General features: G+C 60.5%; 17 protein-coding genes. 2 read left to right on the top strand and 15 right to left on the bottom strand.

What is annotated here, in order from left to right:
• The first annotated feature begins 123 nt into the window (after positions 1-123).
• Positions 124-1,158: a dihydroorotase gene (pyrC, locus tag F6A13_RS03300; RefSeq protein WP_151528040.1), complete on the top strand. Its 1,035-nt coding sequence runs from the start codon at positions 124-126 to the stop codon at positions 1,156-1,158.
• Between the two features lie 115 nt (positions 1,159-1,273).
• Complete coding sequence (ilvD, locus tag F6A13_RS03295) at positions 1,274-2,947, top strand: dihydroxy-acid dehydratase (RefSeq protein WP_151528039.1); 1,674 nt, start codon at positions 1,274-1,276, stop codon at positions 2,945-2,947.
• 263 nt (positions 2,948-3,210) lie between these two features.
• Here ilvD and F6A13_RS03290 read toward each other — a convergent pair whose 3' ends face one another.
• The 15 genes from F6A13_RS03290 to F6A13_RS03215 all read right to left on the bottom strand — a co-directional run bounded on the left by F6A13_RS03290 (position 3,211) and on the right by F6A13_RS03215 (position 16,857).
• Positions 3,211-4,191 carry an L-threonylcarbamoyladenylate synthase gene (locus F6A13_RS03290; RefSeq protein WP_151528038.1) on the bottom strand — a complete coding sequence of 327 codons (981 nt, stop codon included), beginning with the start codon at positions 4,189-4,191 and terminating at the stop codon, positions 3,211-3,213.
• Between the two features lie 194 nt (positions 4,192-4,385).
• The gene (gene bioD / locus F6A13_RS03285; RefSeq protein ID WP_192796477.1) at positions 4,386-5,168 is read right to left on the bottom strand and encodes a dethiobiotin synthase; all 783 of its coding nucleotides are present in this window, start codon (positions 5,166-5,168) and stop codon (positions 4,386-4,388) included.
• The gene (locus tag F6A13_RS03280; RefSeq protein WP_151528037.1) at positions 5,165-6,346 is read right to left on the bottom strand and encodes a class II fructose-bisphosphate aldolase; all 1,182 of its coding nucleotides are present in this window, start codon (positions 6,344-6,346) and stop codon (positions 5,165-5,167) included. The genes bioD and F6A13_RS03280 overlap by 4 nt, the downstream gene beginning before the upstream one ends.
• A gap of 125 nt (positions 6,347-6,471) precedes the next feature.
• A complete protein-coding gene (locus tag F6A13_RS03275; protein WP_151528036.1) occupies positions 6,472-8,823 on the bottom strand; it encodes a nitric oxide reductase activation protein NorD in 2,352 nt (783 codons plus the stop codon).
• Between the two features lie 15 nt (positions 8,824-8,838).
• Positions 8,839-9,642, bottom strand: a complete 804-nt coding sequence (locus tag F6A13_RS03270; protein WP_012536694.1) for a CbbQ/NirQ/NorQ/GpvN family protein — start codon at positions 9,640-9,642, stop codon at positions 8,839-8,841.
• A gap of 275 nt (positions 9,643-9,917) precedes the next feature.
• Positions 9,918-10,553: a ParA family partition ATPase gene (gene parA / locus F6A13_RS03260; protein WP_151528034.1), complete on the bottom strand. Its 636-nt coding sequence runs from the start codon at positions 10,551-10,553 to the stop codon at positions 9,918-9,920.
• A gap of 36 nt (positions 10,554-10,589) precedes the next feature.
• Positions 10,590-10,868, bottom strand: coding sequence for a hypothetical protein (locus F6A13_RS03255; protein ID WP_151528033.1), 279 nt, complete (start codon positions 10,866-10,868; stop codon positions 10,590-10,592).
• On the bottom strand, positions 10,865-11,308 hold the full coding sequence (locus tag F6A13_RS03250; RefSeq protein ID WP_151528032.1) for a ferritin-like domain-containing protein: 444 nt from the start codon (positions 11,306-11,308) through the stop codon (positions 10,865-10,867). The genes F6A13_RS03255 and F6A13_RS03250 overlap by 4 nt, the downstream gene beginning before the upstream one ends.
• A gap of 13 nt (positions 11,309-11,321) precedes the next feature.
• A complete protein-coding gene (locus F6A13_RS03245) occupies positions 11,322-11,660 on the bottom strand; it encodes a BMC domain-containing protein (RefSeq protein WP_151528031.1) in 339 nt (112 codons plus the stop codon).
• A gap of 45 nt (positions 11,661-11,705) precedes the next feature.
• Complete coding sequence (locus tag F6A13_RS03240; RefSeq protein WP_012536699.1) at positions 11,706-12,002, bottom strand: BMC domain-containing protein; 297 nt, start codon at positions 12,000-12,002, stop codon at positions 11,706-11,708.
• A 44-nt stretch (positions 12,003-12,046) separates the two neighbouring features.
• The gene (locus F6A13_RS03235) at positions 12,047-12,343 is read right to left on the bottom strand and encodes a BMC domain-containing protein (RefSeq protein ID WP_012536700.1); all 297 of its coding nucleotides are present in this window, start codon (positions 12,341-12,343) and stop codon (positions 12,047-12,049) included.
• Positions 12,344-12,374: 31 nt separating this feature from the next.
• Positions 12,375-12,641, bottom strand: a complete 267-nt coding sequence (locus F6A13_RS03230) for a carboxysome peptide B (RefSeq protein ID WP_009567525.1) — start codon at positions 12,639-12,641, stop codon at positions 12,375-12,377.
• A gap of 10 nt (positions 12,642-12,651) precedes the next feature.
• A complete protein-coding gene (locus F6A13_RS03225) occupies positions 12,652-12,900 on the bottom strand; it encodes a carboxysome peptide A (RefSeq protein WP_014030443.1) in 249 nt (82 codons plus the stop codon).
• Entirely contained in the window at positions 12,897-14,498 is a 1,602-nt protein-coding gene (locus F6A13_RS03220) for a carboxysome shell carbonic anhydrase (RefSeq protein ID WP_151528030.1), read from the bottom strand. Before F6A13_RS03220 ends, F6A13_RS03225 begins: the two co-directional genes overlap by 4 nt.
• A gap of 55 nt (positions 14,499-14,553) precedes the next feature.
• Complete coding sequence (locus F6A13_RS03215) at positions 14,554-16,857, bottom strand: CsoS2 family carboxysome shell protein (protein WP_151528029.1); 2,304 nt, start codon at positions 16,855-16,857, stop codon at positions 14,554-14,556.
• Between the last annotated feature and the right edge of the window lie 54 nt (positions 16,858-16,911).

Here is a 16,911-nt window from a genome sequence, read left to right as displayed (position 1 = left end):
GATTTTGCATGACAGGAAGATGAGCGATGATTGGAAAGTTCAGAATGAGAAACAATGACATATAGAGTCAATGACCCTTCGATATACTGCCACGCTGACCTAGGTGGGCCATCGGCACCAACGGTGAACCAACTGACCCTCGTACGCCCCGACGATTGGCATCTGCATCTTCGTGACGGAGCGGTGATGGCCTCGGCGCTCCCCGACACGGCGAGGCGCTTTGCGCGCGCCATTGTCATGCCCAATCTCCACCCCCCGATCACGACGGTCGATTTGGCGCAGGCCTACCGCGACCGCATCCTCGCGGCACTCCCAGCAGATATGCACTTCGAGCCGCTCATGACGCTTTATCTCACAGACAATATGTCGGCAGCAGAAATTGAGAAGGCAAAACACAGTGGTTTTGTGCAGGCAGTCAAGTATTATCCGGCCGGCGCGACCACGCATTCGGAGAGTGGTGTAACCAATTTGAAGCGCGTCTATTCAGTGCTCGCGACGATGGAAAAACAGGATCTGCCGCTGTTGCTGCATGGTGAAGTGACTGATCCGTCCATCGACGTGTTTGACCGTGAGGCGGTATTCATTGACCGGCATCTCATGCCGTTGACATGCGATTTTCCCGGCCTGCGCATGGTGCTGGAGCATATCACCACACACGCGGCGGTCGAGTTCGTCCAACAGGCGCCCAACACCATCGCCGCGACGATTACCGCGCACCATCTGCTGCTCAACCGCAACGCGCTATTCGAGGGCGGGTTACGGCCACATCATTACTGCCTGCCGCTCCTGAAGCGCGAGACGCACCGCGCAGCGCTTGTCGCCGCAGCCACGAGCGGCAACCCGAAGTTTTTTCTCGGCACCGACAGTGCGCCGCATCCGCGTCAAGCCAAGGAGTCCGCCTGCGGCTGCGCTGGCATTTATACCGCACATGCGGCGATTGAGCTCTACGCAGAGATATTTGGGCGAGCCGATGCGCTTGACCGACTGGAGGCTTTTGCGAGCTTCCACGGACCGGATTTCTACCGGTTGCCGCGCAACAGGGACGCCCTCACCCTGGAGCAGCGGAGCTGGACGGTGCCTGAGGAGTTGTGTTTCGGGCAGGACACAGTCGTGCCGTTGCGCGCTGGAGAAATGATAACGTGGCAAGTGGCAATATGAGCAAGCACCTTGTCAGCCCGCAAGATTCCAGTTACGCCATTCCTGGTAGTGGCCCGCATTTAACCAGAACTTTCCGCTGCGTTTCGCTGTGGACTACATGATTAGGAGAGTACGAATGTCTGACAACCGCAGAAGCAAGACTGTCACCCAGGGCGTGCAGCGCTCACCCAACCGGGCCCTGCTGCGCGCGGTGGGGTTTGGCGATGGGGATTTCGACAAGCCTATCGTCGGCGTGGCGAACGCGCACAGCACGATCACGCCCTGCAATATCGGCATCGGTGCACTTGCTGCGCGGGCGGAAGCCGCGCTCAATGCGGCTGGTGCGATGCCGCAAACGTTTGGCACCATCACCATTTCCGACGGCATTTCGATGGGCACTGGAGGCATGAAATATTCGCTGGTGTCGCGCGAAGTGATCGCCGATTCCATTGAAACGGTGTGCCAAGGCCAGAGCATGGACGGTGTGCTCGCCCTCGGCGGCTGCGACAAGAACATGCCGGGCGCAATGATCGCTATCGCCCGCATGAACATTCCGGCGATTTTCGTTTACGGTGGTACCATCAAACCGGGCCACTATAAAGATCGTGATCTGACCATCATGAGCGCCTTTGAAGCAGTGGGGCAGTACACCGTCCGTGACATTGACGAAAAAGAACTGCTGGAGATTGAGCGCCGCGCCTGCCCTGGCGCGGGCTCCTGCGGCGGCATGTATACCGCCAACACCATGTCTTCCATCTTCGAAGCCATGGGCATGAGCTTGCCGTACTCCTCCACCATGGCGGCGGAGGATGCGGAAAAGGCGGAGAGTGCGGCGCAGTCCGCGGAGGTATTGGTAACGGCAATCAAAAAACAAATCCTGCCGCGCCAGATATTGACGCGTCAGGCATTTGAAAACGCCATTGCGGTGGCCATGGCAGTGGGCGGCTCCACCAACGCGGTATTGCATCTGCTGGCCATTGCGCATGCGGCACAGGTACCACTCACGATTGATGATTTCGAGGCCATGCGCGGGCATGTGCCCGTACTTTGCGACCTAAAACCATCGGGCCGTTACGTCGCCACCGATCTGCATCAGGCGGGCGGCATTCCCCAGGTGATGAAAATATTGCTCGCCCATGGCGAGTTGCACGGTGATGCGCTGACCATCACCGGTCAGACTGTTGCGGAAGTTTTACAGACGGTACCGACAGAACCGCGCACGGATCAGGAGGTGATACGTCCGTGGAACAATCCCATTTATGCCCAAGGGCACCTCGCCATCCTGAAGGGCAATCTCGCGCCGGAAGGCGCTGTGGCGAAAACCACCGGCTTTATGGCGCACAAGATCACTGGCCCGGCACGCGTTTTTGAATCCGAGGAGTCTTGCATGGAAGCGATCCTGGCGCAGAAAATCAAGTCCGGCGATGTCGTGGTCATCCGCTACGAAGGACCCAAGGGCGGACCCGGTATGCGCGAAATGTTATCCCCCACCTCGGCGATCATCGGCGAAGGATTGGGCGATTCGGTTGGCCTTATTACTGACGGCCGCTTTTCCGGCGCCACATACGGCATGGTGGTCGGTCATGTCGCGCCGGAAGCCGCAGTGGGGGGCACGATCGCCCTAGTCATTGAGGGAGACTCGGTGACCATAGACGCCGAACAGCGTTTGCTGCAACTCAATGTGTCTGATGAAGAAATCGGACGCCGACGCACCGCCTGGCAAGCACCCGCGCCGCGCCACACTCGCGGCGTTTTGGCGAAATATGCCAAATTGGTATCCTCGGCAAGTAAGGGAGCTGTGACAGATTGATATGGGCAAAGCCGAATGGTCGTCTATGAGGTAATTTCAGCGAAGCGAAAAGGATAACGGCGAAGATTCTGGAGGGATTCTTTACCATAAAGTGGAGACGTTGGCGCGACGCGCGCAAGCAGAATGGTTATTATACCGATAAGTTGGTGGCGCGCTGCTCATTCCAAGGGAGGCAACATGTTTTCAACTGCCATTTTCTATGGAATGCAGTGTTGCATGCGCCTCCTTTGCCTGACGGCGTCCGATACTGCGGATGCATCTTCTCAAGGGACACGATGCGCTGAAGCGGCGCGTCCCAATCGATCGCTTACCGCCTGCCAGTCCGCTCCGGTGGGCGGTTTCTCAATCAGTATGGCGTCGAGCTCTTGCTTATCCAGCGCACGTAACTGTGCATAGAGTTCGCGGGCCCACCCGGTTGGGTGGGTCGGCATAGGGTGCCGGGGGCAGGATTCTGGCAGAAGTGTGGCGGGCATCGCCAGCACTGCAACGCGCTGTCTCTGCCTAAGGCGTCGGCATATTTCCGCTTCCAGATTCACAGCCGGCACTAAGTAGAGGGGCGTGTTCGGGGCATAATGGGAGCGCAGCATCCCCGGCGCCCGTGGCGCATTGTTTCCCGGTGATGCGACGGGCTGCTCCAGGACAGCTTCGAGCTCGGCAATCGTAATCGCGCCTGGACGCAGCAGCCGGGGCTGCTGCCCGCTCAGGTCGAGAATGGTGGACTCAATGCCGACCCGACAAGGTCCGCCATTCAGAAGGAGATCCACGGCATCGCCCAGCTCCTCGCGCACGTGTGCTGCGGTGGTGGGGCTTACCTGGCCAAAACGGTTGGCCGAAGGAGCGGCGATGCCGCCGCCAAAAGCCTCGAGCAGCGCCAGGGCGAGGGGATGATCGGGAACCCGCAGTCCTACCGTATCCTGACCACCGGTGACCCCATCGGGCACATGGCAGGCGCGGCGCAGGATCACGGTAAGTGGACCTGGCCAATAACGCTGCGCGAGGCGAAAGGCCGCTGGCGGGATATCCCTGGACCATTGGCTAAGGTGATCGCGCCGTGCCATATGCACGATCAGCGGGTGATCAGCCGGTCTACCCTTCGCCGCGAAAATGCGGGCCACGGCGGCGGGGTTTTTCGCATCGGCCCCGAGGCCGTAGACCGTCTCAGTGGGGAAGACGACGAGGCCGCCGCTGCGCAGGATCTCCGCAGCCCGCTGCATGGCGGCGAGCAATTTCTTACTCGAAGGCATGGTTTAGTTGCTCCCCGCCGCGGCTGGCAGCGGCGAACGCTGGTCATGAGAGGACCACTCCCACCGCTGCCGGTGGAGTCTCAGCCAGACAGTGTTCCGGCCAATAAAGGCTAAATTTGGGTTGTAGGCGAGCGGGTGTATCTCTTTGTCTTCAGCCAGAGCCCTGTTCACATCGCACAGAATGGCCCTCTGGTTCATTCCTGCGCCGCGCAGTTTGCGGTAGGGATCGCTTTTGGCGTGGCATGGGCGGCCGCGAGCCGGTTGGCCAAGCCGTGAAGAAACGGACCAATGCCCGTCCACGCGGGTGCCTGGTGCCCCGGCCGATGCAGCACCCGCTCCACCGGACAGTCCAGCCAGTGCGCCAAGTCTGCGTCGTTATCCATGAGCGGATCGGTCATCGGCCCCGCTTGATTGAGCACCACGCCAACCAGTGGTAATGCTCGGTGCTGTAATACCTCCACAGTGAGCAGGGTGTGGTTGATGACGCCGAGGCGATCGGCGGCTACTACCAGCACCGGCAGCCGCAGTGCGGCGGCCAAGTCGGCGTTGGTGGTTCCCGCCGCCAGCGGGGAGAGCAGGCCGCCAGCCCCTTCCACCAGCAAGAAGTTGTCTGCGCCAATGCCTGACCGGCAAGCGGTCACCAGTTGATCCAGATTCAGCGTCCGACCCTCCAGGACAGCAGCCCGCTCCGGTGAGAGCGCCGCCCGCAGTGGATAAGCACAAACCTGTTGCAGCGATTCGGTACTGCCCGCAGCCTCCCAGAGCGCGACAGCGTCCTGGGGCAGCAGGCCATCCTCGCCCGAGGCACACCCGGATTCCACCGGTTTGCGCGGGCGCACCAATAGGCCCCGCTGCACCAGGAGACGGGTCAGTGCCGCCGCCACCCAGGTTTTGCCGACGCCCGTGTCAGTGCCGGTAACAAAGAGCCCGGCGAGGCCTGCCATATCCGACTCAATGGCGTATTGAATGTTTTTCATAAGCTTTCCATGGCGTAGTCGATGCTGATTTCTCTGTCGGCCACGGGTCGGAAACGCCGGTTGGTGAAGGCTACATAGTCTGGGTGCCCGTGGTAGGAATCAATCACTTCCGGTGCCGCAAAACGCACCTGCCAGCAGTAGCGGTATTGAGCGCGTTCTCTCATCGCCTTACCCGTAATCACTGACCGCACTCCCGGAATGGTGCTCAGCGTCTGCTGCCCCTCGATCATCATCGCGGTTACTTCCTGTTCAGAAATGCCAATAACATTATGGATGACCAGGTGTTCCACGGGTGCCCACGGTCGACAGCATGCCAACACCTCAGCGGCCCGCCCGGCAGCACCCCACACGCGCATACAGCGCTCAGCCTCGGCACTGATCGCCGCACCAACGCCCTGAACCAAATCCAGGTAGCCAGCACCCGGCGCCGATCTTGCCCGGGCGCGGATCGCCGCGTTCGCGGCTTCGGCCAGCGCGGTAACGTAGTTGATCTTGGCCACGCCATGGACAATGAGTCGCCGAAATTGGTCATCGTCGAGCCGGGTCCTGCAGTGGATTGCCAGCGGAATACCAAGTGCCTGGTTGATGCTGCGAAGGCGCTGAATATCCAGCTTGGCTTTACCCTTTGGACAGCTCTGTTCCGCCCGAATGGACACCACGAGGAAGTCTATTCCCGTGCGCTCGACAAAGCCTTTCGCCTCGGCCACAGTGGTGTAGGGTAACGTGGCAGAACGCCCTTGGGCGTTCATATCCGTTGCGTCAGGGATGTAACCCAAATCCCCTTCGACAGGCACACCGCAGGCATGGGCCATCTCGACTACGGTCTTCGTATGCGCCAGGTTATCGGAGAAGGTCGACTGGGAGGCATCCACCATCACGCCGTTGCAGCCCAGGCGGATGGCCCGCACCGCCGCTTCCAGGTTTGCCCCACGGTCAAGATGAAGGGCCACGGGTACCGAGCTACGGCGTGCCGCTGCCTCTACCCCTGACATCAGCAGTTCGAAGTCATAGTGTTCCAGTTGCGACTCAGCTAGAGAGAGGATGACGGGTGCGCGAGACCGCTCGGCAGCGGCCATGACGCCCTCCACGAACTCCAGATTCACGACGTCGAAAGCACCTACCGCGTATCCGTGCGCATAGGCATGGTTCAGAAGATCTTTCATGTGCACCAAAGGCATAACGCTACCCTCCGAATAAATCCTATACGGAAAGATTTCCGTTCTGACCGTCGCATCACAGGATCTACCCCCTGTAATGCCTGACACTGCACAAATCGCTCACCCTTCATCGCGCGGCAGGTTTTTCATCGGGTGAGGCCCATGTAGAGGATCGGCAACTTTTCGGGCAGCCTCTGCACGTGATCCAGAACCACATAGTTCTTCGCGCCAAAAATGCGGGATACATACTGGTCGGCTCTGGGATCGAGGCTCAGGCAGTAGGGAGCGATGCCGGCTTGAGTCAGCTCTTCCACCGCTTTCCTGGCGTCATATCGCAGGTATTGGGGATCGCGCACATCGTTATCCGCCGGCTCACCGTCGGTGATCACCAGCAACAGTTTTTTGTTGCTGGGCTGACGTTTCAAAATCGAGCCGGCATGACGGATCGCCGCGCCCATGCGCGTGGATAACTGTCCGCTCATACCTGCCAGGCGGGATTTGGCCTGATCGTTGTAAGACGCACCGAAATCCTTGTAGCGAAAATATTCCACATCGTGGCGGCCGTTTGAATCGAATCCATGAATGGCGAAGGGATCGCCGATCTTGTCGAGGGCATCGGCGAGCAGCACCGTGGCCTCACGTGCCAGTTGTAACACGGTGCTGTCCGAACCCAGCACCGGGTCATTGGTAGATTCGGATAAGTCGATCAGCAGCAGCACCGAGAGATCACGCACCTTGCGCACATTGCGCATCATGATGCGCGGATCGGGCTGCTCGCCCATACGCATCTCGATCATGGCGCGCACAGCGGCGTTCAGGTCGATTTCGTCGCCATCCTCCTGCTTGCGCAGGCGCTGCACACCTTGCGGCTGCAATGCTTCGATCAGAAACTTGAGTCGGCCGATGATAGGTTTGTGCTTGGCCACAATTTCATGGATGGTCTCCAACGTGCCACTCTTGGCACGCTTTTCCAGTACGGTGCACCACTCTGGGCGCTCCATCTGCATCTGGTAGTCCCACTCCGGGTAATGGTAGGGATCCGGCGGTGGCTCGCGCCCCTCTTGCTGGTTCAGACTGGTGGGTTCCTCGTCGCGGAAAAATTCGCTGGATAGCACCCATATTTCGTTCGCGTCGTCGCCTGCGCCGGGCACGTCGAGGGCGTTGACCATTTCCATCACGCTGACGTACTTGCGGATTTGCTGTGTGGTGACGCCGGCGATTACCTGCCCGTCTGCGCGGATATCCTCGAACTCCCACATATAACGGTTGTCATCGCGGTAGGGGATATCTGGCACATCAGTAGTGGCTGAATAGGCCACACCGAGCTGCAGCATTTCCGCGGCAAGGCGCAGCCCGACCTCCCGCGACCATTCGGTGGAGACCAGCCGTTCCTGTTGCTCGCTGAATATCTGGCGACCCATCGCCACCCAAGGATGGTCATCGCGGTAATCCGGGTCTAGTAGTGCATGCGCCAGACGCGCCATCAAGGACGCGGCTTCATTGCCAGACGCGGGCGTTGCCGTGTGCAGCGGCAACCAAATGTGCCTGAGGCCAGGAAATTGCTTGAGGGCAATGGTTTCCACGCGCGCATCTTCGATCAGGCCAATAAGCGCACTCTGCAATGTACTTAGCCCAGTGCTGTCGAATTGGTCTGTGGTGTATACCTGATGGCAGGCCGCGTGGGCGGCACTGGCGCGGTATAGCTCAATGCCGTGAATGTGCGTTTCCTCACCTGACGGTGCCTGCCACACCAGATCATCATACGCATCGGGGAGATGTATGATGTACCCCTCGATCGAGGGGCGGTAGCCTTCGCGCTGCTCGAAGTCGCCGCTGGTGGGACGCATGAAGAAATCGCGGCCCCATAGCGCGCGCAAATACATGCTGATGCGGCGCTGCACATCGATGAACAGTGTGCCCTTGCGCTCTTTTTGCAGTACGCCGATGGATTCCGGGCTTTCCAGCGCGAAATATTTTGCCTGGCCGTCGAAGTCGGTCTTGTGCGCCTGCGCGCCCCACAGCGCCCAGCGCCGCAGCCCGCCCAGGGTAAGCTGGCCCAGGAGTGTGCTGAGGTGATCCAGCATCGGACGCACGCCGCGCGGAGCTTGCGCGAGCAGGGTGTCGAGCAAGTGCAAATAGCCACGGAACAGCTCCGGATCACCCAGCCGCGCAGCCGCCACGGGACTGCTGGAAAACATCGCGGCAATGACGGTAGCGCTGGTCTTGGAGTACATCTTGATGGCGGCGGCCAGCATTTCGCGGACGGCATCTTCGCCCAGTTCGTGCGCCACCGCCGGTGCGCTCTGAATGAACGACACCACTAGATCAGTGCCGCGTCCCAGGGATTTCAGGCTGGTCGCGCCATTCAAATAGTAATTTTCCAGTCCACGCGGGGTGAATACTCGCGCTGCCTCATCCCAGGAGGCACGCAGCACTTCGACGGCGTGCTCCCCGAGTTCGGCCAATATGTCCTGGTACTTTTCGAGTTCGACCGCCATTTTCGGCTCCGGATATCAGAAAAACGTACTCACCGCCGCGTCAAGCGCATCGCGCATGTCGGGATCATCGGTGATCGGGCGCACCAACGTCATGTGGCACGCCGCCAGGGGCTCCACACCTTTGGTAATGAGACTGCCAGCGTAGATCAGCATGCGTGTGGAGATACCCTCGTCGAGACCATGTCCCTTGAGGTTGCGCGCGCGTTCGGCGATGGACACCAGCTTGCCGGCGATTTCAACGCTGACGCCGGTTTCGTGGGCGACGATCTCGGTTTCTATGTCGTGTGCAGGATAGTTGAAATCCAGTGCACCGAAACGCTGTTTGGTAGACTGTTTCAGGTCTTTCATCAGACTCTGATAGCCCGGGTTGTAGGAAATTACTATCTGGAAATCGGGATGGGCCTGCACCAGTTCGCCCTTCTTCTCCAGCGGCAGCACACGCCGCGCGTCGGTGAGCGGGTGGATCACCACCGTGGTGTCCTGGCGGGCTTCCACCACTTCGTCGAGATAGCAGATGGCTCCAAAACGCGCGGCAATGGCCAGCGGGCCGTCCTGCCAGCGGGTGCCGGAAGCGTCGAGCAAGAAACGGCCGACCAGGTCGGATGCCGTCATATCTTCGTTACACGCCACAGTGATCAGTGGCTTACCCAGTTTCCACGCCATGTATTCAATAAAGCGCGTTTTCCCGCAGCCTGTGGGTCCTTTCAGCATCATTGGCATGCGTACCGAATAGGCGGCTTCGTACAGGTCGACTTCGTCGGCTACGGTGCGGTAATAAGGCATATTACGAACGAGATATTGATCAATTTCTGGTGACATTTTTCACTCCTGAAGCCAAAAATGAGGCGTTTAATCTGGCCAAACCCGACGCGGGTGCAGCCTCTGCTGATGTTCTGAGCGAGGTGCAGAGGGCCGTTTTTCCTCAGTGGAGTTCGATAATGGCGGAGGCTTCTCGCCCGGACGGACCGTGCTCAGACCATTCGGTTGGGCGTCTGGTGCCGCAGCAGCACACGCGTCTACTATCGGTGCCGACTCCTCGACTTGCTGCGCTTGAACCTGGCGTACCCCTTGCGCCAGTTTGGATCCCAATTTCTTCACAGGCATAAGACCTCCTCAATGATCGCTTCCATATCCGCTACGGCTGTTTGGGCGCGTTTGCCCAGTCCGTAGACGCTTATCCCTTCGACCGCAGCGCTGCGGTAAGCCGCACGCCGCTGCATGCCGGCCTGCAATATCGGTACGTCGAACTCCGCCAGGGCCTCGCGCATGGCGCGGGACAGGGCATTACGCGATTCCAGTTGATTCAGCACCAGTCCTGCGCGCAAGTCTGGATTCAACCGCCGGGCCTCGCCTACTGCCGCCGCCATCCCCACGCTGGCCCACAGATCAATCGGGGAGGGCAACACCGGAATTAATATCACCTGAACCGAGCGCATCACCGCTGCGACCACGTCACCCTGAATGGCAGGCGGGCAGTCCACCACCACGTAGCGGTAGGTGCATGCCAGTTGCGCAATGGTAGCGAAGGGATCACGACCAGCCTGCGCCACCGGCGGCAGTCCGGCGTTACCATCTGCCATGGCGACCCACTGACTGATCGAACCCTGAGGATCGGCATCTACCAGGTGAGTAGAACCCCGCCGAGCCAAGCCCGCCGCGAGATTCAGCGCCAGGGTAGTCTTGCCGGTACCGCCCTTTTGGTTGATTACCGCGATGATGCTGTCCGCCATGCTTGCCCCTGGTGCCGATTCTATCGGTCCGCCGGTTTAGGTTCTTTCCGTAGCGGCCAGCGCTTCCATCTCACCAGTGAAGCTGGAGTTGCGCTCGGCCAGCTCAGCCCGACCTTCGGCATCAATACTGATGTTGACGTAGGTTTTGCCGAAGCTCACATTCGGATAGTAGCCCTCGCGTTTGGACAGATCAGCCATTTGATCCAGAAAATGGCGTGTCTGAACGTAACTTCCAAACTCAAATCGCCAGTTCAGCGTGGGCAGACGTTCCTGTGGAACTGATGAGGCCGCATTCAGATCCTTTACAGCGTTCATGATGTTGCTCCTTGATGCATCTCGATCAACAGGTGATCCAGGTCGCGCAAGTGACCCAATTCCTCTTGCAGCAGACCGGCGAACAAGGCTTGTAACTCTTCTGCGCGCATGCGGGCGCAGTAGTGGGCCGCTTCTTCATACAGGCGGATCACGTCGATCTCCAGTCCGCGATCGATCAGTAGCATTTCCTCCAGGGATCGACCCGGACGAATGGGCGGCAGTTGCGTACCATTGGAAGCAATACCCAATATCAACATGCGCTCAATCAATTGCTGTGCATGTCCGAGCTCTTCTTCCGCATCACGGCGGAAACGGCTACTGTATTCCTTCAACTGCCACATGGCGGTCAGGCTGGCCTGGGTGAGATACTGTTGCACGGCGGCCATCTCGGCACTGAGCGCGCGCGTCAGGTAGCCCGTCATTCGCGGATCGTTCGCCATGGCCGCGCCGGCGCTAGCTGAGTGACTGGCTGACCACGCCATCCAGGCCGCTGTCACCGGCATCGGGCGTCTTCGGTAGTATGTTTTCTACCTCTGAGTGCACGCGGGCGATGATGTGGGCGGCTACCAGTCCGTCGCCGACACGCTCACACGCATCCGCCCCGGCCCGCACCGCCGCATTCACCGCACCGGTCTCACCGCGCACCAGCACGGTGACATAACCACCGCCCACGAACTGGCGACCCACCAGGCGCACTTCCGCCGCCTTGGTCATCGCGTCTGCCGCCTCAATCGCCGGCACTAGGCCGCGTGTCTCGATCATACCCAGTGCCACTCCGCTGACGTTTGCCATTTCCATCACTCCATGTTCCGGTTCGGTTGATTCGAATAATACGGTTCATTCCACCGGGCTGCTGGGCAGAATATTCTCCACTTCACTGTGTACGCGAGCGATGATGTGGGCGGCTACCAGACCGTCGCCGACACGCTCACACGCATCCGCCCCGGCCCGCACCGCCGCATTCACCGCACCGGTCTCACCGCGCACCAGCACGGTGACATAACCACCGCCCACGAACTGGCGACCCACCAGGCGCACTTCCGCCGCCTTGGTCATCGCGTCTGCCGCCTCAATCGCCGGCACCAGGCCGCGCGTCTCGATCATACCCAGTGCCACTCCACTGACGTTTGCCATTTTCATTACTCCTTCTCTGGTTCAGTTGACTCAAGTAATACTGCTCATTCCACCGGGCTGCTGGGCAGAATATTCTCCACTTCACTGTGTACGCGGGCGATGATATGGGCGGCCACCAGTCCGTCGCCGACACGCTCACACGCATCCGCCCCGGCCCGCACCGCCGCATTCACCGCACCGGTCTCACCGCGCACCAGCACGGTGACATAACCACCGCCCACGAACTGGCGACCCACCAGGCGCACTTCCGCCGCCTTGGTCATAGCGTCTGCCGCTTCAACCGCCGGCACCAGGCCGCGCGTCTCGATCATACCCAGTGCCACTCCGCTTACGTTTGCCATGTCCACTACTCCTTTTCGGTTAAAAAAATGGTTAGTTTCCTGTCTGGCTACCGCTGGGGTCCCAATGATCAATGATCCCGGCGATGGTCAGGTCAGTCAGTATCCGGTAATCTCCCGCAGCGTAACGGGCTGCCGAACCGCTCACGGCAATCACCCATTTGCCTGGCGGCACACCTACCGGGTCGGCGGCCACGCTGATCCTGCCTTTCGCATCGGTGAGTACCCGGAGCGATGCATTCTGCAGCCCGGGTATTCGCCGGGTGGCCACGAGATCAGAGACGACGCGCATAATGTCCATATCGGATATCCTAATCTTCCGACCAGTGGTCGATGATGCCGACGATGGTAAGATCGCTCGGAAAGTCTTTACTGCCCGCCGCTTCGCGCGCTGCAGACGAGCCCACGCAAATCACCCAGTCGCCAGTGACACACCCCACCGCATCCACGGCGATGCTTCTTGCACCGCCTTTTTCCTTGACCACCAGCAGTGGGCGGTGCCCCATTTCCTTGATCCGGTTGGTCGAAACCAGGGTTTTTTCCACCTGACAAATCTTCATCGTGCGCTCCGCAATGCTGAGGCGCCATTCGCCTCGACCGGTTCGATCGGGCTGCCCGAGGGCTTGTCCTGCACGGTCATGCCGCATACCAGCAAACCCTGCCGATGCAATTCCGCATAGCGCGCCTCGATCGCGGCTTTGACCCGCTGACAGCGTTCTACAGTGCGTTCGCGACTGCCGGGCACGCGACGGTCATAGCGGAAATGAATCGCCACTGGCACGGGTAATCCGTGCAGGACATTAAGCTTGCTGAAAATCTGAAGGCCCACATCCAGATCCGGCCCTCCTTCTTCCACCGTGTGCAAGTAAACGAAATACGCCAGGTTGCGTACCTGGAATTCCTCGAACCCATCCCCCACGCTGATGAATCGCTCGTTATGGCCGATGTCCGGGTAGCGCCCACCCCAGTTGCCGCATACATACTCAATCTGCGACAGGTTGTTGATCAGTAGCGTGGCAATGAGTCGGCGCATACCCTCGTGTGGCTCGCCGTTGCCCTTGCCCCATCCGTCCGTAGCGCTGGCGGCTTGAATCGCCTGATACACCTTGAGTCGTGCACTGCTGGCATCATCGTTAACCGTTTCTTTATATAACGTCAGATTGCTGACCCAGCGATATAAACTCATTTCGCCATCCGCGTCGGGCACATGCACTTTGATGCCATCGGTATCCGTATCGACCCCAATCAGCAAGGTGTCCACCGAGGCACCGCAACAAAAACTGTTTTCGATGGCCTGACGAAATTCACGCAACCGCCCCAGGCCCGCTTCTGCTGCATCCCTCTCGTTGCTGTGATGGGCAGCACAACCCTCGTGGGTGGGGTCGGAACTGCTCCAGTGGTACACCACTAATTTTAGGTAGCGCGTACCCGCATCCGCAGTCACCGGCCAGCCTTCGCGATAGCGCATCAGTTCGGTCTCGATCCAGCGTTTGACGTTGGCTTCCACGTCGAACATGGCACCGGCGTAAGCCTTGCGGCTGCGCACCGCGTCATCGGGCAGGCGCAGTATGTATCGCACCAGGCCCTTCAAACGCCCGTCCGAGCACGGCGTGATATCCACCGCGTGGTAGCCACAGTCGAGCAAGAACGAAGTCACCTCGTCTGAATTCTGCGGCACGGCCTGCGTTTGCTCCGCCATCAGGCGAATGGTGTGCATGACGCACGCTCCATACAGCGCGCGCATATCCAGGTTAGCTATCCAGGCATCCTCCAGAATGCCAGCGGGCAACATGAAGCCAAGATCCGTGTGGGCAACGCGCTGTGCGCGTTCGAGAAAATCGGCCTCATGCTGCTGGGCGGCAAGGTGCTTCAGCGCCGGAATGATGGCTGCGAAGTGCCCCTTCACCGCCTGTTCGTGGGCCAGCAGGCGGTGGTTCTCCAACTCATTGGCGAGCGGGTGCCGACAAGGCCGTGCCGGGTCTGTCGCGCAGGCCGGGTTGGGTGCACTCTTCGGGCTGAGCACAAGGTCGCGCGCTGCAAATACCGGTTGCTGCGGCCGCGCTTGCAGCGTGCTGGCCGGCGTACCCAGACCGTAAGGTGGTCGGTTTGCTCCTGGCTGAGGGCTCACATGCCGCCCGGGACGGTTTCTCGTATTCATCGCAATCTCTGGTCCGTGCTGCGTGGGTGGGCGTACAGTCGCCGTCGGTATCACATCAACCTCGTGCACCGCCGGAATAGGTGATAGAAGAGCCTTTGGCATCGTTGCCGCTGCTGCCGGTCACTCGGCTGATGGGCAACGCCGGCCGCTCGCGGTCTTTCATCTGGGAAGCCCCAAGCACCGTACCGCGTTGATCTCCACGCAAGGTCGGGTTGCGGCGCGTGGAGGTGCCTTCGGTGCCGGTAATGCTTTCATTGCGCCTCCATGCCGCCCCCGTGATGGCAAAACCGCCCTCGCGCCCGTCTCCGGTGAGGCGACTGCGCGGCACTTCTGTTGCGGCGGTCGCTGGCACGGCACCGTCGTAGGCCTCATCGCGATAACGGAACTCAGGTGTGCCGGAAACCAGACCAGCCGCAAGATTCACCGGACCGGTAATGCGTCCCACCGCGCTATAGGCGGTACCGGTAACTCGGCTGAGCGGTCTCTCCTGCGCGCTGCGCGCGGGAGTCGTGACGCTAAAATTTCCGCAGACTGCTGCCACCTCCGGGGCAGCGACTGCCGTATGCGGTGCATCGACCGGGCCACGGGTGAGTGGATGCATCCGCGTCCCATCTCCACTCTTCTGCAGTGCCCGCTGATCAGTGCTCGCATAAGGGGTGCCACTCAAAACCTGCCCTTCACCACGAGCGGAGCCGGTCACCTTGCTGTCCGGTCCCAGCCGGATACCGGTCATCATCGCATCGGCGACGCCACTTTGGCTCGCCATCAGAGCCCGTGCTGTGGCCTGGTGGTCCGGGGCGCAAAATGCTGCGTACTGATCGGGACCCGCATATTCCGTGCCCGTGACAGGCTGGCAACCGCCATATTCATCCCCGGTGACCTTGAGGCTGCGTTCCACCGACGTGCCGGATACCGGCTGCTCGTGCCAAGTGCGCATCACGCCGACTTTTTCCGGTACAGAAACGGGCTTGCGGTTACAGGCCTGATACTGCGCCAGTCCGGCAGATTCTGTGCCCGTCACACTGGCGCACACTCCACGTTCCGTACCCGTCACGCGGTTTCCAGGGGCGGTCTCCGTACCCGTCAAAGCATGCTCGCGTAGCGTACTCATCACGCTCACCTTGTGTGGAGCGCTGCCGCCGTCGCGACACAGGCTGCCAAACGACTCCGGCTGGTAATATTGGCTGCCGGTAAGCTTGCGGCAGGATCCGGGCTCATCCCCGGTCACTCTGGCGCTGCGCCCGACTTCGGTTCCACTCACGCGCTGACCAGCCTCGGTGGCGACTACGCTGACCTTGGCCGGCGTCAGCGCTGGCCGGGATGCGCAAAAGGATTCAAATTTGTCGGCGCTGAGATATTCGGTGCCGGTCACGGCCTTACAAGTGCCGTATTCATCTCCGGTGACCTTCACGCTGTGCCCAAGCTCGACGCCACTCACACGCTGGCCTCGGGTGGTCCGGCCTGCGCCAACCTTAGCTGGGGCCGGTTCCGGGATGGCGATGCACAATGCGCTATATTGCTCGGTGCCGATATATTCAGTGCCGGTGATGGCCCGGCAACTGCCCGGCTCGGCACCCGTGACCTTGGCGCTACGCTCCACCTGGGTGCCGGTCACGGTAGTACCACTCAGGGTAGTTCCTTGCTCCACTTTGGAAGGTGCTGCAGGCTTCTGACGGGTCCGGCCGCTGGGTCGATACGCGGACTGGTCGCCGCGTCCTTGCTGACACATGGCTTCACGGCGAGCCTGGGCCGCGTCGCGCCCGCTCAATCCTGCCAAGGCGTCGGGCTGACCGCTGTTGTGCGATGTACGTGAAACACGGCTACAAGACGGCGCTACCTTTCCCTGGGTGGAAAGCGCGCGGCGACGCTCCTGGCAGAGTTTGCGCACCGCGGAGGCGCTCGGCCCGGCCACTGATGCCGGGTCTTCGTCTATCAGCGCGCATACCGCTTCGAGCAACTGTTCCCGCTCGGCGATTTCAGTTGCGTCCTTACCTTTGCAGCCACAGCCATTCGGGGGGGGTAAGCCTTGCGCGGCAGCCGCCGCTTCTACAGGCGCGGCGGTGACAGTCGGTATATCCGAGGCAATTAGACGAATCCCCGTATGCGCCGTAGAGTTGGCCTGCACAAGCCCTATGGCGCCACCCTGCGACAATGCCTCACGGCGCGCACGGGAAAGCGACTTGCCGGTAGCCCCTGTCGCCTCCATGGCGGCCACATTGCCCGCTGTCCGCGCCGCCGGTGCGGATGGTTTTGCCCCCAGCGCGGCGGCACCATTGTGTGATAGCGCCCGCCGCCGCTCCAGCGCAGCGGCACGTGTCGAGCGCGGGGACACCATATTGTTTGCCATAGAGTCGCTCATGCCTTGATCCTTCCGTATCCATCAAACCCCTGCGTGGGCCATCCGCTGGATAGC

Origin of the sequence: Acidithiobacillus sp. 'AMD consortium' (assembly GCF_008926505.1) — a bacterium.
Classification (GTDB): domain Bacteria; phylum Pseudomonadota; class Gammaproteobacteria; order Acidithiobacillales; family Acidithiobacillaceae; genus Acidithiobacillus; species Acidithiobacillus ferridurans.
Note: the sequence above shows the minus strand (reverse complement) of the source record. Positions and strands in the feature narration are given on the sequence as shown.

Excerpts from the sequence above, each read along its gene's own strand:
- F6A13_RS03280 (WP_151528037.1), bottom strand. The coding sequence starts at position 6,346 with ATGCCTTTGGTGCACATGAAAGATCTTCTGAACCATGCCTATGCGCAC.
- parA (WP_151528034.1), bottom strand. The coding sequence starts at position 10,553 with ATGGCGGACAGCATCATCGCGGTAATCAACCAAAAGGGCGGTACCGGC.
- F6A13_RS03220 (WP_151528030.1), bottom strand. The coding sequence starts at position 14,498 with ATGAATACGAGAAACCGTCCCGGGCGGCATGTGAGCCCTCAGCCAGGA.
- F6A13_RS03270 (WP_012536694.1), bottom strand. The coding sequence starts at position 9,642 with ATGTCACCAGAAATTGATCAATATCTCGTTCGTAATATGCCTTATTAC.
- F6A13_RS03240 (WP_012536699.1), bottom strand. The coding sequence starts at position 12,002 with ATGGCAAACGTCAGTGGAGTGGCACTGGGTATGATCGAGACGCGCGGC.
- bioD (WP_192796477.1), bottom strand. The coding sequence starts at position 5,168 with ATGAAAAACATTCAATACGCCATTGAGTCGGATATGGCAGGCCTCGCC.
- F6A13_RS03250 (WP_151528032.1), bottom strand. The coding sequence starts at position 11,308 with ATGGCGAACGATCCGCGAATGACGGGCTACCTGACGCGCGCGCTCAGT.
- F6A13_RS03275 (WP_151528036.1), bottom strand. The coding sequence starts at position 8,823 with ATGGCGGTCGAACTCGAAAAGTACCAGGACATATTGGCCGAACTCGGG.
- F6A13_RS03255 (WP_151528033.1), bottom strand. The coding sequence starts at position 10,868 with ATGAACGCTGTAAAGGATCTGAATGCGGCCTCATCAGTTCCACAGGAA.
- F6A13_RS03225 (WP_014030443.1), bottom strand. The coding sequence starts at position 12,900 with ATGAAGATTTGTCAGGTGGAAAAAACCCTGGTTTCGACCAACCGGATC.
- F6A13_RS03235 (WP_012536700.1), bottom strand. The coding sequence starts at position 12,343 with ATGGCAAACGTAAGCGGAGTGGCACTGGGTATGATCGAGACGCGCGGC.
- F6A13_RS03290 (WP_151528038.1), bottom strand. The coding sequence starts at position 4,191 with ATGCCTTCGAGTAAGAAATTGCTCGCCGCCATGCAGCGGGCTGCGGAG.
- F6A13_RS03230 (WP_009567525.1), bottom strand. The coding sequence starts at position 12,641 with ATGGACATTATGCGCGTCGTCTCTGATCTCGTGGCCACCCGGCGAATA.
- ilvD (WP_151528039.1), top strand. The coding sequence starts at position 1,274 with ATGTCTGACAACCGCAGAAGCAAGACTGTCACCCAGGGCGTGCAGCGC.
- F6A13_RS03215 (WP_151528029.1), bottom strand. The coding sequence starts at position 16,857 with ATGAGCGACTCTATGGCAAACAATATGGTGTCCCCGCGCTCGACACGT.
- F6A13_RS03245 (WP_151528031.1), bottom strand. The coding sequence starts at position 11,660 with ATGGCAAACGTCAGCGGAGTGGCACTGGGTATGATCGAGACACGCGGC.